14 protein-coding genes and 1 pseudogene are annotated in these 14,974 nt (G+C 58.7%); 12 read left to right on the forward strand and 3 right to left on the reverse strand.

The annotated features are described in order from the left end of the window. Window positions 1–70: 70 nt before the first annotated feature. The 3 genes from AC07VG_RS04375 to AC07VG_RS04385 form a co-directional block, all read right to left on the reverse strand. The gene (locus AC07VG_RS04375) at window positions 71–1,471 is read right to left on the reverse strand and encodes an amino acid permease (protein WP_495000683.1); all 1,401 of its coding nucleotides are present in this window, start codon (window positions 1,469–1,471) and stop codon (window positions 71–73) included. Between the two features lie 228 nt (window positions 1,472–1,699). After that, complete coding sequence (locus AC07VG_RS04380; protein ID WP_495020553.1) at window positions 1,700–1,900, reverse strand: hypothetical protein; 201 nt, start codon at window positions 1,898–1,900, stop codon at window positions 1,700–1,702. Window positions 1,901–1,928: 28 nt separating this feature from the next. Beyond that, the gene (locus tag AC07VG_RS04385; protein ID WP_495020554.1) at window positions 1,929–2,717 is read right to left on the reverse strand and encodes an MlaA family lipoprotein; all 789 of its coding nucleotides are present in this window, start codon (window positions 2,715–2,717) and stop codon (window positions 1,929–1,931) included. A gap of 170 nt (window positions 2,718–2,887) precedes the next feature. Here AC07VG_RS04385 and AC07VG_RS04390 point away from each other — a divergent pair, with 170 nt between their 5' ends. The 12 genes and pseudogenes from AC07VG_RS04390 (at window position 2,888) to AC07VG_RS04445 (ending at window position 14,971) form a co-directional block, all read left to right on the forward strand. Further along, window positions 2,888–3,598 carry a response regulator gene (locus AC07VG_RS04390; RefSeq protein WP_495000686.1) on the forward strand — a complete coding sequence of 237 codons (711 nt, stop codon included), beginning with the start codon at window positions 2,888–2,890 and terminating at the stop codon, window positions 3,596–3,598. Between the two features lie 68 nt (window positions 3,599–3,666). Next, window positions 3,667–4,944, forward strand: coding sequence for a sensor histidine kinase (locus AC07VG_RS04395; RefSeq protein ID WP_495000794.1), 1,278 nt, complete (start codon window positions 3,667–3,669; stop codon window positions 4,942–4,944). A gap of 244 nt (window positions 4,945–5,188) precedes the next feature. Further along, window positions 5,189–6,217 (forward strand): annotated as a pseudogene (locus AC07VG_RS04400) (HAMP domain-containing protein); the annotation flags it as partial. 93 nt (window positions 6,218–6,310) lie between these two features. Next, a complete protein-coding gene (locus AC07VG_RS04405) occupies window positions 6,311–7,075 on the forward strand; it encodes a methyl-accepting chemotaxis protein (RefSeq protein ID WP_495000795.1) in 765 nt (254 codons plus the stop codon). A gap of 94 nt (window positions 7,076–7,169) precedes the next feature. Further along, the gene (locus AC07VG_RS04410) at window positions 7,170–7,958 is read left to right on the forward strand and encodes a DeoR/GlpR family DNA-binding transcription regulator (RefSeq protein ID WP_495020555.1); all 789 of its coding nucleotides are present in this window, start codon (window positions 7,170–7,172) and stop codon (window positions 7,956–7,958) included. A 111-nt stretch (window positions 7,959–8,069) separates the two neighbouring features. Beyond that, window positions 8,070–8,534, forward strand: coding sequence for a hypothetical protein (locus AC07VG_RS04415; RefSeq protein WP_495000688.1), 465 nt, complete (start codon window positions 8,070–8,072; stop codon window positions 8,532–8,534). A gap of 180 nt (window positions 8,535–8,714) precedes the next feature. Next, window positions 8,715–9,584: a Kdo hydroxylase KdoO gene (gene kdoO / locus AC07VG_RS04420; RefSeq protein WP_495000689.1), complete on the forward strand. Its 870-nt coding sequence runs from the start codon at window positions 8,715–8,717 to the stop codon at window positions 9,582–9,584. A gap of 234 nt (window positions 9,585–9,818) precedes the next feature. Further along, window positions 9,819–10,571 (forward strand): putative outer membrane beta-barrel protein, encoded by a 753-nt coding sequence (locus AC07VG_RS04425; protein WP_495000690.1) that lies wholly within the window; start codon window positions 9,819–9,821, stop codon window positions 10,569–10,571. Between the two features lie 457 nt (window positions 10,572–11,028). After that, window positions 11,029–11,472: a TM2 domain-containing protein gene (locus AC07VG_RS04430; protein ID WP_495020556.1), complete on the forward strand. Its 444-nt coding sequence runs from the start codon at window positions 11,029–11,031 to the stop codon at window positions 11,470–11,472. Between the two features lie 1,031 nt (window positions 11,473–12,503). Then, window positions 12,504–12,995 carry a sterol desaturase family protein gene (locus AC07VG_RS04435; protein WP_495000692.1) on the forward strand — a complete coding sequence of 164 codons (492 nt, stop codon included), beginning with the start codon at window positions 12,504–12,506 and terminating at the stop codon, window positions 12,993–12,995. Between the two features lie 231 nt (window positions 12,996–13,226). Next, window positions 13,227–14,021, forward strand: a complete 795-nt coding sequence (locus AC07VG_RS04440; protein WP_495020557.1) for a hypothetical protein — start codon at window positions 13,227–13,229, stop codon at window positions 14,019–14,021. Further along, entirely contained in the window at window positions 14,018–14,971 is a 954-nt protein-coding gene (locus AC07VG_RS04445; RefSeq protein ID WP_495000694.1) for a fatty acid desaturase family protein, read from the forward strand. Before AC07VG_RS04440 ends, AC07VG_RS04445 begins: the two co-directional genes overlap by 4 nt. The last annotated feature ends 3 nt before the right edge of the window (window positions 14,972–14,974 follow it).

Consider the following 14,974-nt stretch of genomic DNA (forward strand, 5'->3'; position numbering starts at 1 on the left):
CAAGGCTTGCTGGCCTCATCGCCGGCAAGCCGGCTCCTACAGAGCTGGGGTGTTCTCAGCGTCTCATTCTTTAGCTGACCGTCCGCACCCGGCCCTTGGCCAGCCGCAGCCGGTACAAGCCATAGATGAACAACACCCACACCGGCATCACATACACCGACACACTGATCCCCGGAATCATCAGCATCACCGCCAGGATCAGCGCGACGAAGGCCAGGCACAGGTAGTTGCTGAACGGGGTCCAGAAGGCCTTGAAACCCGGCACCACGCCTTGCCGTTCCATGGCCTTGCGGAATTTCAGGTGGGTCAGGCTGATCACGATCCAGTTGATGATCAACGAAGCCACCACCAGCGCCATCAACAGCTCCAGCGCTTCATGGGGGGCCACGTAGTTGACCACCACGCAGAGCAGGGTCACCAGCGCCGAGACCCCGATGGCTCGTACTGGCACGCCTTGTTTATTCAGTTTCATCAGCGATTTGGGCGCGTCGCCTTGCTCGGCCAGGCCGAACAACATGCGGCTGTTGCAGTACACGCCGCTGTTGTAGACCGACAGGGCGGCGGTCAGTACCACCACGTTGAGGATCTGCGCCGCCGTGTCGCTGCCGATCAGGGCGAAGATCTGCACGAATGGGCTGCCGCTGTAGGCGTCGCCGGAAGCGCCGAGGGTGGTCAGCAACTGGTCCCACGGATACAGCGATAACAGCACGGTGAGGGCACCGACGTAAAAAATCAGGATCCGCAACACCACCTGGTTGATTGCCTTGGGGATCACCTTGCGTGGCTCGCTGGCCTCGGCGGCGGTGATGCCCACCAGCTCCAGGCCACCGAAGGAAAACATGATGAAACACAGTGCCATCAGCAGGCCGCTGAAACCATTGGGGAAGAACCCGCCGTGGCTCCACAGGTTGCTGACCGAGGCTTGCGGGCCGCCGGTGCCGCTGATCAGCAGGTAGCAACCGAGGGCGATCATGCCGATGATCGCCACCACCTTGATGATCGCGAACCAGAATTCGGTTTCGCCAAAGACCTTGACGTTGGTCAGGTTGAGCAGGTTGACCAGCACGAAGAACGCCGCCGCGCTGACCCAGGACGGCACATCGGGCCACCAGAACTGCACGTACTTGCCGACGGCCGTGAGCTCGGCCATGCCCACCAGCACGTAGAGCACCCAGTAGTTCCAGCCGCAGAGAAAACCCGCGTAGCCGCCCCAGTATTTATGGGCGAAGTGGCTGAACGAGCCGGCCACCGGCTCCTCGACGATCATCTCGCCAAGCTGGCGCATGATCAGGAACGCGATGAAACCACAGATCGCATAACCGAGGATCATCGCCGGGCCCGCGGACTTGAGCACGCCGGCAGAACCCAGGAACAGGCCGGTACCGATAGCCCCACCCAGGGAAATCAGCTGGATATGGCGGTTTTTCAGGCCGCGCTTGAGCAAACCCGGTGTCAGGTTTTCACCCGTCATTGCTTCACCTTCTCTAGTTTTTCTTCTCGGTGTCGACCTGAGCGGGCCAGGCGTGCAACCGGTACTGATGCTCGACATAAGCGGCGTGGATATTAAATCCCGAAGGTGCGGGGCTCAAGTATTACGCGGGTTCGCGGGGGAAATAGAGAAGAAGCTGTAGGAGCGCGACCGGTTTCGAGAGTTCGGGTTCACTCTCGCGACCGGCGAGAAGGGCTCAAGGATGGTGGGTCAGACGCTATGTTCCGCGCGATGGACCAGCCAGCGCACTAGATCGTCCATTGGCACCTGGTGATGGCGTTCGACCCATTGCGCCCCTTGTTGCGGGCTGTAGTGCTCGGAGTAGTGGCTGAGGATCAGCTGACGCCGGTCGTCCGAGAGCCGCAGGCTGACTTCATGGCAGTGCAGGTCGGTGCCAGCGTGTTTGCTCACTCGTTGTTCAAGAATCAATGCCCGCTGTTCAGAAACCATCCTGGGCGGCCCCCTGGCAGCGGTCCTTTTCCGGCTGGGTGCTGCCCTGCTTGCCTTCCTGGACGAAAGCCGCGCGATGTTCGGCGACGACATTACGCAGTGCGCTGTAGTAGTCCGGCAGTTTTTGCAGGCTGTCGGTGAGCGGCAGCAGTTCGGCGCGCTGGTCGATCACGCCGCCGACCAGGTTGACCGTCGCCAGGGTCTTGACGGTGTCGCTGTTTGTGCCGAAGGGGTTGAAGGCCAGGCCCAGCACCCGTCCGGCGGCATCGCGGGCGTTGCCGGTGCCCAGCAGCGGCAACTCGACGATGGGGCCGTTGCCGATGCCCCAGACGCCAAAGGTCTGGCCGAAGTCGGCGGTGTGGCGGGGGATGCCGATCGGGTCCGAGACATCGATCAGCCCTGCCACGCCGAGGGTGGTGTTGACCGTAAAGCGTCCCAGGGTCGTGGCCGAACGTTTCAGGTTGCCTTGCAGCAGGTCGTTGACGAAGACCTTGGGTTCGCCAAAGTTGCTGGTGAAGTTATGCACACCCTGCTGGAAAAAATCCGGCAGGTGGCGATAGCCCCGGGCCACGGGCGCCAGGGCATAGTCATCGACCACCTTGTTGAAGGCGAAAATCCCCCGGTTGACCCGCTGGGCCGGGTCGAACACCGGATAATCGACTTGCGCGCAACTGGCGCTCGCCACCGGGGCCTGACTGCTGCAGCCGGCCAGGTACGAAACAGTCAGCAACAGCGCGGCGTGACGGAGCAGGGCGGGCGAACACTTGAGCGGGGGCATGGGCAAACAATCTCTGCGAAATAAGGATGGCCGATGCTGGCAGTCGCGCCTTGCGCAAAGATGTCTGCTTTATTGCGTCGCTGACGGTTTGTTACCGCATTGAAATATGTGACGAAGCGCGGCGAATGGTTTTAGATGGGGCTCTTTCCAACTTCGAGTGATGGCCGCCGGTGAGCAGTCTGTTGATCGTGGACGACGACCTCGAGGTCCTTGCCCTGCTGAAGAAATTCTTTGTGTTGCATGGCTACACGGTGGAGGTCGCCGCCGATGGCGCCGCATTGTGGTCCGCGCTGGAGCGCCAGGCCCCGGACCTGATCATTCTCGATCTGATGCTGCCGGGGGAGAACGGCCTGATGCTGTGCCAGCGCCTGCGTCGGCAGTACGCGACCCCGGTGATCATGCTGACCGCCATGGGCGAGTTGAGCGACCGGGTGGTGGGCCTGGAAATGGGCGCCGACGACTACCTGGGCAAACCCTTCGATGCCCGCGAGTTGCTGGCGCGGGTCCGGGCGGTGTTGCGCCGGGCCGGGGAAAGCCGACCCTTGGCCGGTGAACTGCCACGTCCGCTGATCCGCTTCGCCGACTGGCAACTGGACCTGACCCGGCGCGAACTGCGCTCGCCGGATCAGGTGATGATCCCGCTGTCGGCCGGAGAATTCGATCTGTTGCTGGTATTTGTCGAGCATCCCCAGCGCATCCTTACCCGCGAGCAGTTGCTGGACCTGGCGCGGGGCCACAGTCATGACGCATTCGACCGCAGCATCGACGTCCAGGTCAGCCGTCTGCGACGCAAGCTGGAGTTCGACACCAAGCGCCCGGCGATGATTCGCACGGTGCGCAATGGCGGCTACCTGTTCACCCCTGATGTGACGCGCCAGTGAGTCGCCCTGGAGCCGGGCGTTATCGTCCCAAGGACACGGTGGCCCGCTGGATAGCCCTGACTATCCTGATGGCCATGCTCACGGCGCTGGGGTTCAACGCACTGTTCGTCAAGCTGGCGGGTGTCTGGGCCTATCCCTCCCTGATCGAGACCGGCTTGCTGGAAAAGATCGCCTCCATCAGTCGTCTGATCGATGCGTCCGAACCCGCGCAGCGGGCCCGTCTGGCGGTGGTGGTCAGCGACCCGAACATGCAGGTCAACTGGTACCGTGACCGTGAGGATATCGCCCAGCCGAAAATCGTCGAAGAAGTGCGGGGCCGGGGATCGGAAGCCATACGCCGGGCACTCAATGCGCCGAATCGCCGGATCGAGGCCTATCGGCCCTCCGATTGGCCGGGGCCGGGCGGGCGTTATGCCTTGCTGATCCAGTTGGACGACGGCTCCTGGCTGATGTTTTCTGCCGCCTCACGCAGTTGGGGACTGGAGGAGGGGCCGCGCGGGCTGATAGTGATTGTGCTGGTGCTGATTTCCACCGCTGTCGTCACGCTGGTCGCCACCCGCCGCCTGGCCAGGCCGCTGCAACAATTTGCCCAGGGCGCGCGGCGTTTTGGCGTCGACTTCCGGGCGCCACCGGTGGAGCCGGTCGGGCCCCATGAAATCCGCCAGGCGATTCTCGCCTTCAACGCCATGCAGGCCCAGTTGCAGCACTTCATCAAGGACCGCACGCAGATGCTCGCGGCCATCTCCCATGACCTGCGCACGCCCTTGACTCGCATGCGCCTGCGCGGTGAATTCATCGAGGATGCGGAGCAACAGCAGCGACTGTTTCGTGATGTCGATGAAATGCAGGCGATGATCAACTCCGCGCTGGAGTTCTTCCGCGACGATGCGCGCCTGGAAGAGGCGACCTCTTTCGACCTGGCGGAGTTGTTGCAAACCCTGGTGGACGATTATCGCGACCAGGGCGTTGAGGTCGGCTTCGAAGGACCGTCCAGGTGGGTGTACTTCGGGCGACCGCTGGGGCTCAAACGGGTGGTCGGCAACTTGTTGGATAACGCCATCAAGTACGCTAACGCGCCCTCGATCAAGTTGACGCCGGCAGGGGCGCGACTGTTGATCCACGTGCAGGACCGTGGGCCGGGTATTGCGTCGGATTACCTTGAACGGGTATTCGAACCGTTCTTTCGGTTGGAGAGCTCGCGCAACAAGAGTACCGGTGGCGTCGGGTTGGGGTTATCGGCAGCGCGGGCGATTGTGCTGGAGCAGGGGGGCGCGCTGACCCTGAGTAATCAGGCGGGGGGCGGGTTGCTTGCCTTGGTGGCGTTGCCGGTGCAGGGAAGCTTGTAGGCATCGCTCGGCGAGGACTTTTGTCACAGTAAGTAGTGCAACTTCAAACGCTAATAAAAAGCACGCTATCCCTATGGGGGTGATCACTTTTTTTGATGCCAGTCCCCCGGTATTTGTTGTTTGACAACTTTTTAATCAACACTGAAACTTTCCCTATTAAGGGCGGCTTTCGCCCTGCCCGTTGTTTTGTCCTGCCTTGATATAAAGTCAAACAAAAACCCTCCATTGTGCAGTCGCCAAAACCATGAATATTCGTTTGAAGTTCAGTCAGAAGATCTTGCTTGCCGTTTCTGCTGTCGTCGTTGTGGTCTTTGCGGTTTTCGCACTGTATGGCGATTATCAACAGCGCAACGAAATCAGCGGGAATATCGAAAACAACTTGCACACCACCGGTCAGGTCCTGGCGCAGAATATTCAGACCTGGTTGAGTGATCGCTTGTTGCTGGTGGACGCGATGGCCCAGGTCGTCGCGCTCGACCCGGCTCGGGAGAAAGTCCGCACGCTGCTCCAGCAGCCGGCGCTTACCTCGACCTTCGTTGCCAGCTACAGCGCAACGCGCGAAGGCGCCTTCGATATCTTTCCCGAACGGGTCATGCCCGATGGCTACGATCCCCGCCTGCGGCCCTGGTACGCGGACGCGGTTAAAAACGGTCCGATCCTGACCGAACCCTATATCGGCGTGGGCAGCGACTACCTGGTGATGAGCGAAGCGGCTCCGGTGAAGTCCGGCGGCCAGGTACTGGGTGTGCTCGGGGTCAATATCAGCCTGGACAAGATGGCCCGGATGATCAACGCACAAGACTTCGGAGGCATCGGTTATGCCTTCCTGGTCAGTGCCGACGGCAATATTTTGGTACACCCCGACAAAACCCTGGTAACCAAAAACCTGCGCGATATCTACGGTCTGGAGCCGGCGCGGATCGGCGCCGAACTGACCGAGGTGCGGCAAGCGGGAAGCACGCAGTTGCTGATGTTCATGCCCGTGCAAGGCTTGCCTTCGGTGAAATGGTCTGTGGGCCTGGCTGTCGACAAGGACAAAGCCTACGCGGCGCTGGCCAAGTTTCGTCTCTCGGTGGTGATCGCGACTGTCGTGTTGCTGGCCATCACCTTTGTCCTGCTCAGTCTGTTGATCCGACTGCTGATGAAGCCCTTGCACCATATGACCCGCGCCCTGGAAGACATTGCCCAGGGCGATGGCGATCTGACGCAACGCCTGCCGATCCAGTCGCGCGACGAATTCGGCCACCTGGCGGGGGCCTTCAACCGTTTCGTCGAACGGATCCATGGTTCGATCCGTGAAGTGGCCTCGACCACCGCCCGCTTGAGCCAGGTGGCCAGTCGGGTGGTCAACGCCTCCAACGCCTCGATGAGCAATTCGGACAACCAGTCCCACCGCACCAGCAGTGTCGCGGCGGCCATCAATCAATTGGGCGCCGCCGCCCAGGAGATCGCCGTGAATGCCGCGGATGCCTCACAGGGCGCCTCCGATGCGCGGGACACGGCCGATGAAGCGCGACGGGTGGTCGATCGCTCGATCCAGGCGATGAATGAACTGTCGGCCAAGATCCTCTCGTCCAGCGCCCGGATCGAGCAACTCAATAGTCACACCTCCAGCATCGGCCAGATTCTCAAGGTGATCCAGGCGATCTCCGAGCAGACCAATCTGTTGGCACTCAACGCCGCTATCGAGGCCGCCCGGGCCGGTGAGTCCGGACGCGGTTTTTCGGTGGTCGCCGATGAGGTGCGCAACCTCGCCGGACGGACCCAGGCTTCGGCCCAGCAAATCCACGGGATGATCGAGGAACTGCAAGTCGGTTCCCGGCAGGCGGTGCGCACCATGGCCGAGAGCCAGCAATACAGCGCAGAGAGCGTGGCCATCGCCAATCAGGCCGGCGAGCACCTGGGACAGGTCACCCGGCGTATCGGCGAGATCGACGGGATGAACCAGTCGGTGGCCGCCGCCACCGAAGAGCAGACCGCCGTGGTCGAGGCGATCAACATGGACATCACCCAGATCGATACCTTGAACAAGGACGCGGTGGAGAATCTCAATGCCACGCTCCTGGCCTGTTCCGACCTGGAAGAACAGACGGCCCGGCTGGAGCAGTTGGTCAGTGGTTTCCGTATTTGAGGTGTTTTTTACCTGAGCGGCCCTGCCCGCGGAGTTGCCTTTCGCCCGGGAGTTTCGTATAAATCCGCATAAACATGCAAACTCAGGCATAAACATGCAAAACGTTCATCAAGCATCGGAACTGCCGCACCTGCGGCGGCAAAAGATCCTGTTATTGCTCGAACGGGACGGTAAGGTCATGGCTTCGGAGTTGGGCGAGCATTTCGCGGTGTCGGAAGACACCATTCGCCGCGACCTCGCCGAGCTCGCCCAGGCCGGGCTGTTGCAGCGGGTGCATGGCGGCGCATTGCCGCGTCCCAAGGATACCGGCAAGGATTATTTCACCCGCATCGCCGAACCCAACGAAGTGAAAACCCGCCTGGCGCAGATGGCCGCACGTCGGGTCGAGGAAGGGCAGATCGTGCTGTTCGACTCCGGCACCACCACCCTGCAGATCGCCCAGTCGCTGCCGTCCGGGTTGTCGATCACCGCCGTTACCTGTTCGCCGATGATCGCCATGACCCTGGCCGAGCATCCGGGGATCACCGTGATCCTCGCGGGCGGCAAGCTCAACCCGACGACCATGGCCTCGGGCGGGCACGAGGCGGTCCGGCTGATCCAGGGCGTCAAGGCCGACCTGCTGTTTACCGGCGTCTGCGCGATTCACCCGGAGATGGGGATTACTTCGCTGCATTACGACGAAATCGCCGTGAAACAGGCCATGCTCGACAGCGCCTCGCAGGTGGTCGCGGTGACCACGGCGGACAAGCTGGGGGCGGTGGAACCGTTTGTGGTGGCGCCTTGTACGCGCTTGCAGACCCTGTTCACCGAGCACTTTGTGGTGCCGGAAGATATCCAGGCATATCGGCGCCTGGGCATTGAAGTCGTACAGCTGGAGGCATGAGGCGATTGGCCGGTACCAGAGCCACTTTCTTGAAACAGTCGTTAATACACTAACGGCGAAGGAATATTTCAGGAGGCTATAGTTTGGATTCATGCCAAAGGAGGGCGTGTTATGACATTCAATGACCTGATCGGTAAGTATTTATTTCTGCCCATGCTCGATACTTTTGAATGGCCGGATGAAATGTGGCCGTATTTTCAGGTACTGGCGGGGCATGATTTTATCGGCGAAATAACCTGTTTTTATAGTGAAGCAGGTCATGCCGGGAAAATCATCGGCGCCTTTCACCCAGAAGAAGACGGCAGTGCGGAGGAGGGGCGTCTACGTGTCGTATTTGATGGCCTGAGCGCGGATCCTCAATGCGATGTCGAAGGCAGTTTTTGTGAACTTTACAAGGCCCCGTCACAAGAAGTCATGAGCAGGATGTGGCAGGCGACGCACTATAAATTGGTCATGAACAGTGCCGGTGACTACAACCTGTGGCTGATGCATTCCCAGGAGGGCGCGGCCATTTTGCAGTTCAGCGTGGCGGATGAGTTCAGAAGCACTCGTCTGGCGAAGATGAAAACCTGTTAGCCGTCGGCGGTATCAGGACGCGCGGGGGCTTGCCGGTCCCCGCGTTGCCTGGGCGTCGGGGTGTCTAGCTGAGCCTTCTTGGGCGAGGCATCTTGTAATCGAAGGTAACAAAACGTTGCAATGGCCAGTCGGATCGCCGCATCATTGTAGGCCTACTCCCCAAAGAGGCCCCCTGAGGAAATGGATTCTCAGATCATAGGCATCGATTTCGCCGATTGGCGGATGCCTGAAGTAAACGCGCAATGGATAGCTGCGTTGGAGGCGGGCAAGGTGCTTTATTTCCCACGGTTGTCATTTGAACTGCGGGAAGAAGAGAAGTCCTTGCTCCGTCCGGACATTCGCTCGCCCAAGGCACGTAATATCAGCCTGGATGCGAATAATCAGCTCAAGGGCGCAGAAGGCGATGCCGCTGAGCAACAAACGCTGAGCGAGATGATCGGCCGTTTCCGTGAGCAGGCGCAGACGCTGGTGTACTCGCTGCTGCCCCGCTACCAAGGTGCCTTGCGCCTGGCCCCTACCAGCTACCGTCCGATGCAGGTCGAGACCCGTGCCCAGTCCTGGCGCGCCGATGACCGCCGCCTGCATGTCGATGCCTTTCCTTCGCGTCCCAACTATGGCGAGCGCATTCTGCGGGTGTTCAGCAACATCAACCCCGAGGGGGTTCCGCGCGTGTGGCGTGTCGGCGAGCCTTTCGAAACGGTCGCCGCGAAGTTCCTGCCGCGGGCCAAACCGTATGTGGCTTGGCAAGCTGGCCTGCTGAAGGCGTTGCGTATCACCAAGTCATATCGCAGCGAATATGATCACTTGATGTTGCAGTTGCATGACGGCATGAAAGGCGACCCGGTCTATCAGGAAGCCGCCGAGCAAGTGACCATGCCATTCGCCGCGGGCTCGGTTTGGGTGTGCTTCTCGGACCAGGTACCGCATGCGGTCATGTCGGGCCAGTACATGCTCGAGCAGACTCTGCATATACCCGCTGACAAACAGTACGACCCCCAGTCCAATCCTTTGGCGATCCTGACGCGGATGATGGGTCGGTCTTTGGTTTGAGCGCCCCCGCTGACGGGGGGTGAAACGTCGACTGCGCGTCCCTCGTGATTCAACCTCGAATATTGGCCTCTGTCTGGCGTGCCGCCGGGTAGACGCTCGCGCGGTGTTTTTTGCCTGAATCGACAAGGTGAAGAAAATATGAACGTTAAGTGCGTATTTTTTGAACTAAATCATCAGTTTCCTGTTCATAGATTCCCGGATTCTTCACGTTTATACCCTAATGGAGTAGTGTTCATGTTCAATCGTCTGACTCACCTGTTCATCAAATCCTCGGCCCTGGCGGTGATTGCCAGCCCGATGGTCGCGATGGCGGCGCCCTCCACCGATCCGATTTCCCAATTCGGTGTCCTGGGCAGCTACAGCCACTTCAAGCTGGAGGGTGGCAGCCAGTCAGAGAAAAGCCATATGCCCACTGCTGGCCTGTTCTACAACTTCGGCAACAAGATGACCGCTGAATCCGGCCTTATCTACCAGGCGGGTGTCGAAGTGAAGTACGGCAAGAATGATGACAACAAACTCAAGGACGGCCAGGGCGACCTCGACCTGGGCTGGCGTGCGGCGCTGGACTCGCACAACTTCTTCGACGTGATCGTGGGTGGTGGTTACCGCTGGACGCGCTACGAGCCTGACTCCGCGGACTACGACGTCAAGCTCACCAGCCGTTCGCCGTTTGCCAAGGCCGCGCTGGGCTATAACCATCAGTTCGATGCCGCGACGATGCGCATCGAGGCGGGTGTACGACGCAGCATTGGCAGCGAGGCGCAGATCAGGGTCGCCGGCGAGGGCTCCGATACAGTGGACCTGAAGGACCATACCAACCCCTATGCCGAAGTGAACTTCCTGTTCAACCCGCAAAGTTCGTTGCCGATTGTCGCGGGCGTTTATTACACCCACACCGAGTTCAAACTGGACGGTGATTCCGATCTGGCGGACAACACCAAACTCAAGATTGACGAGTTCGGTGCCAAGGTCGGTATCGCATTCTGATGCATGAAGCGCGGGACCTCCGGGGCCCGCGCTTTATCCTCGCAGTTGCTGTGCTTTTTCCTATGATGATTTATTCCTTCCCGTTCCCCCTAGACGCCGCGCCAGCGAAATAGTAGCTTTCCAGCCCAAAGCCCTCTGCTTCTGGCCCTCTCCACGCGCCAGCGACTCAGGCCTTCATAGCGGTTAAGGAAGATGCAGTGAAACTGCCGATGACAGGCTGATCCCTCAGTCTGGTCCAGCAGTCACTTTTCAAGGACGAGCGATGGCCTGTCGGTCTTACTACTCAAACCTGAAAAAGCCCCCCGACCGTATTGATTGATGTCGACGGCCTCCGTCCGTCGATTGTCGATGGAACGTTCGCGCCGGTGCAGGTTGTCCGGTAAAAGTGTTCTCCCTGCCATTAATCCCCTAGCCACTATCTCGCGTTCCCTGTCCCGTACTTTCCAAGGAGCTGTAAATGAAAGGCAAGATCCTGAGTTACGACGCCAACACTCGTAACGGCATTATTTCCGGTGATGACGGCAACCGTTACACCTTCGACGTGGTCGAGTGGAAGGCTGCGGTGCTGCCCAAGGCGGGCGCCCGCGTCGACTTCGCTGGCAATGGTGCGTTTGCCGAAGCCATCTTCGCCGACGGCGCTGCGGCGAGCGGCAACTCGAAGAAGATCCCGGCGGCCCTGCTGGCGTTCTTCCTCGGTGCTTTTGGCGTGCACAAGTTCTACCTGGGCTACAACGTCCAGGGCGTGATCATGTTGCTGGTGTTCCTGTTCGGTTGGCTGCTGCTGGGTATCCCGTCGATCGTGATCAGCATCGTCGCCTTTGTCGAATTCATTATTTACCTGATCAAGTCCGAAGAAGACTTCGAGCAGACTTATGTGGTCGGTAAACGCGGCTGGTTCTGAGTCGCTGACCCTGGACTTGAGTCAGTCCGGGGCGGTTGTCGGCGTTAGCGTCGATGGGCTGGGGCACGTTGGGTGCTCCTGTTCGACTGACGAAAGCCCTGTCTGTATAGCTGTTGTGCCTTACCCTCTCGATATTTACTACGAATACGTTTGCTTGCGATGGTCGTTGGGCTGATGCGGCGCCTTCGGGCATGCCCTGGTTTTGAGGGGAGCGAGCTGCGATGTGGCTGCTGCCAGATAAATCGAGGCGAAAAAAAACCACCTTAGTAGGGTGGTTTTTTCCGCAAGCCTGATGTGGAGCCAGCTTGCTCATCTCACAGAGACTGATAACGAGCCTTCACTTTACTGAAATCATGTTTATTACGCAAATCTGGTAACAGCTCATTATGTTTCTAAGTGTTTAGCGGTGGCGAAGTCCTGAAATTTTTTGATTAAAGTTTTTCGGGTAAGTAACACTTTTTACTTTTAATTCCATATTCGAGCTGGGGTATGGTTCTCTGGCTCTTTCGTTAAAAAGACTTTTTGAAGTGGTCAAGCCAGCGCGCGCATTTTGGACCTCCTGACACGGCTTAGTAAACCGTGCCGGATTGGCTCAGGGGGCCATTAGCCTGGCCGCCTCACAGAGACTGATAACGTAGTTCTCGAAGGCATGCGTGTTCCGGTAAGCATGCTGGAGGTTTGGCCCACTTTGGGGGCCAATGTATGTCCAAGATCCTTCGACGTACCTGGAGCCTCGTAGTCAACTTGTTACGGGTTTATCACCGGTATGAGTTTCTACGGGATCACTACGATAATCAGCGGTAAGGGTTATTGAAGTGGCCCGCCTCGGCTTCGGTCGGGGCGGGTTTTGATTCAGATCCCAGGGCGGCTATTGGGTCGTCTCCTTCCTCGCCAAAGCCAGCACCCCTTGAGAAAGTCGGACGCCGAATCACTCGGCGCATTCGATTTGCCTGCCTACCGAGGTATGCTTGAGCACGGCTCAATTATTTTCCGGCCGCCTTTTCGACGTACCTGCGAGCTCACGGCGTTCCATGATCACCCACGTTGCCCTGTTTCTCTGCACCCTGATGGCCATGGAAGGGGTCGGCTATCTTGCGCACAAGTACGTCATGCACGGCTGGGGCTGGTTTCTGCACCGTTCCCATCACGAGGAGCGCCTGGGCGCCTTCGAGACCAACGACATCTACCTGCTGGTATTGGCGGCGGTGGCCATCACGCTGATCGTAATGGGCAATAGCGGGTACGACCCCCTGCAGTGGATCGGCGCTGGGGTGGCGGCGTTCGGGATCATCTATGTCGTGGTGCATGATGGCATCGTCCACCGCTATTGGCCCTTTCGGCCAAGACCCCGTCATGGTTACTTGAAGCGTTTGCATCAGGCGCACCTACTGCACCATGCGGTGAAAGGGCGTAAGAACAGCGTGTCATTTGGCTTTCTGTATGCGCCGCCGTTGCGCACCTTGAAGAGGCAATTGCGTGAGTCGCGTGAGGCGACTGGGCGCGCAGAGCCGGTGGATACTTAGTCTGTTAATGCCAATAGACCGTGCAAGGCTTTGTTGTCATGGAAAATTTAATTAGCTCGGGCTGAAAGTTACGAAATGTTGGGTGGGTTTTGATTCTATTTTTTTGGTACGATTGTTCGGTTATTATTTTCGTACTCGATATTTTTAACCTCGTCATCAGATATTCATATAGGCGAAGTAGATTGACATGGATGGATTCATTTCCCATTCAATCTGTGAGTCGAATACGCGATGTTATCTATTGCCAAGACCAGAGCTGTCTTAAGACGTGCGATTGTAAAAGACTCTGATCGTTGGCGGGAAAAAAATGCAGTGGGGGCTTACAGAACCTCCAATGAAACTGTAATAAATGTTCGATTTCTATCTCCCGCCGATATTCCCTCGTTACTTGAACTTGAACAGCAGAAATGGGAAGGCGAGCAGCGCGCCGAGGCCACCATGCTGGCGTCGCGGATCGCCGCTTTCCCGGCCTTGAGTCTCGGTGCTTTTTGCACGCTCACGGGGACTGTGCTGGCGTCGTTGTTCATGAAGCCGACCCAGCACGACATCATGCGCAAATGCTCAACGTGGGAAGATTGTGCAAGAAAACGGCACGGCGATGAGTCGGCAAACACCGGTGCGCTGTTTGGCATCAGCCTGAGTAGTGTCGATCCGAAGGCGGTGGAAGCTATTTTCGAGTTCTTTTGGCCTTATGCGCTGAAAGCCGGATGGTCGGACATCTATCTGGGTTCTCCGGTTCCGGGTCTTCGTCACTGGACTTCGAAAAATCCGGATCTTCCCGTTGCGCAATATGTGCGAGGTGAACACAAGGGTTTACCGTTGGATCCGCAACTGCGGTATTACTTCAACAAGGGCTTTCGCAAGATCGTCGCGGTCAGGGACAACTATTTTCCACATGAGTCTTCGCTCGATTTCGGTGTGCTGATCGTCGGTAAAGTGCCACTCTCCGGTCTTTCCTTTATTTGGAAAAGAGTTCCGCTGCCGTGGCTGCAGCGTATGAAAAAACTGCTCTTCGTATGCTTATGAACGTTTCCGCGGCGCTGGAAGACGCATCACGCCCGCTCGCTCGCAGCAGGCGTTTTTGGCATCTGCTGACGGGTACAGGGGCTTCCGGCGAGGAAAACACACCATCGCGCTCCAACTTGCCCAGCTACCTGTTCATGCTCCTGTGTGTCTTGAATACGGCCGCGATTGCCTGGCTCGCCGGCCCCGAGATTTCCAGCTGGTTGGCCGTTGCTCCGCTGATCGTGCTCCAGGCGATCCTGATACTGGGCGCCCAGGAGGCCAAGCATCAGTGTGCGCATCGCCAGTTCCTCGTTGGCACGCGTCTCAACGAGGCAGTGGGTGTGTTCGTGGCGGCCATTTTTGCCGTCAACTTCGTGGCCTTTCGTTACTTTCACTTCGAACACCATCGTAAAGCATGCCAGGACGATGATCCCGAAGGGTTGTTGTACGAACAGTCATGGCGAACGCGCCTGATCTGTCTGCTGGGGGCCGTGGAGCAACTGTGGGTTGCCGTCTCCATCAATCGACTTTGCCGACGCTACCTGTCCGCTCCAGTGGTCTGGCGCTGGCGCTGGAACAATGCCTTGCTCGTCGTTTTCGCTGCGGTGTTGGCTTTAGGCCTCCATGAGGTTCCTCGGCAAGTTATATGCGCCTATCTGCTCCCGTACTGCATTTCTGCCTGGATGGATTTCTGGCTGACGCAGGCCGAGCACTATGGCGTACCCATCTCGGCTAAAGGTTCGCGCCGCGCGCCCTCTGACATCGCGATGGATTTGTATCTGCCAGGACCGCTGTCCTGGCTTGTCCTGCATCGCTCGCTGCATCGCACTCACCATTGCGCTCCGGCCACCCGCTGGTTCCAGGCGCACGCTCAATCGATGGTGCTGGCCAAAAGCAAGCCAGGCAACTCGATGGACCTGGCCACCTTCTTTACGACCTGGATGAAACTCGGTCCCCGACTCTGGAAGTAAGCC

The sequence above is a fragment of the Pseudomonas sp. GW821-FHT03C07 genome (genome assembly GCF_059420925.1).

What these genes read in the sequence shown, in the direction of transcription:
- AC07VG_RS04375 (WP_495000683.1), bottom strand. Translation starts at nt 1,471, where the DNA reads ATGACGGGTGAAAACCTGACACCGGGTTTGCTCAAGCGCGGCCTGAAA.
- AC07VG_RS04385 (WP_495020554.1), bottom strand. Translation starts at nt 2,717, where the DNA reads ATGCCCCCGCTCAAGTGTTCGCCCGCCCTGCTCCGTCACGCCGCGCTG.
- AC07VG_RS04395 (WP_495000794.1), top strand. Translation starts at nt 3,667, where the DNA reads ATGGCCATGCTCACGGCGCTGGGGTTCAACGCACTGTTCGTCAAGCTG.
- AC07VG_RS04405 (WP_495000795.1), top strand. Translation starts at nt 6,311, where the DNA reads ATGAGCAATTCGGACAACCAGTCCCACCGCACCAGCAGTGTCGCGGCG.
- AC07VG_RS04410 (WP_495020555.1), top strand. Translation starts at nt 7,170, where the DNA reads ATGCAAAACGTTCATCAAGCATCGGAACTGCCGCACCTGCGGCGGCAA.
- AC07VG_RS04415 (WP_495000688.1), top strand. Translation starts at nt 8,070, where the DNA reads ATGACATTCAATGACCTGATCGGTAAGTATTTATTTCTGCCCATGCTC.
- kdoO (WP_495000689.1), top strand. Translation starts at nt 8,715, where the DNA reads ATGGATTCTCAGATCATAGGCATCGATTTCGCCGATTGGCGGATGCCT.
- AC07VG_RS04425 (WP_495000690.1), top strand. Translation starts at nt 9,819, where the DNA reads ATGTTCAATCGTCTGACTCACCTGTTCATCAAATCCTCGGCCCTGGCG.
- AC07VG_RS04430 (WP_495020556.1), top strand. Translation starts at nt 11,029, where the DNA reads ATGAAAGGCAAGATCCTGAGTTACGACGCCAACACTCGTAACGGCATT.
- AC07VG_RS04435 (WP_495000692.1), top strand. Translation starts at nt 12,504, where the DNA reads ATGATCACCCACGTTGCCCTGTTTCTCTGCACCCTGATGGCCATGGAA.
- AC07VG_RS04440 (WP_495020557.1), top strand. Translation starts at nt 13,227, where the DNA reads ATGTTATCTATTGCCAAGACCAGAGCTGTCTTAAGACGTGCGATTGTA.
- AC07VG_RS04445 (WP_495000694.1), top strand. Translation starts at nt 14,018, where the DNA reads ATGAACGTTTCCGCGGCGCTGGAAGACGCATCACGCCCGCTCGCTCGC.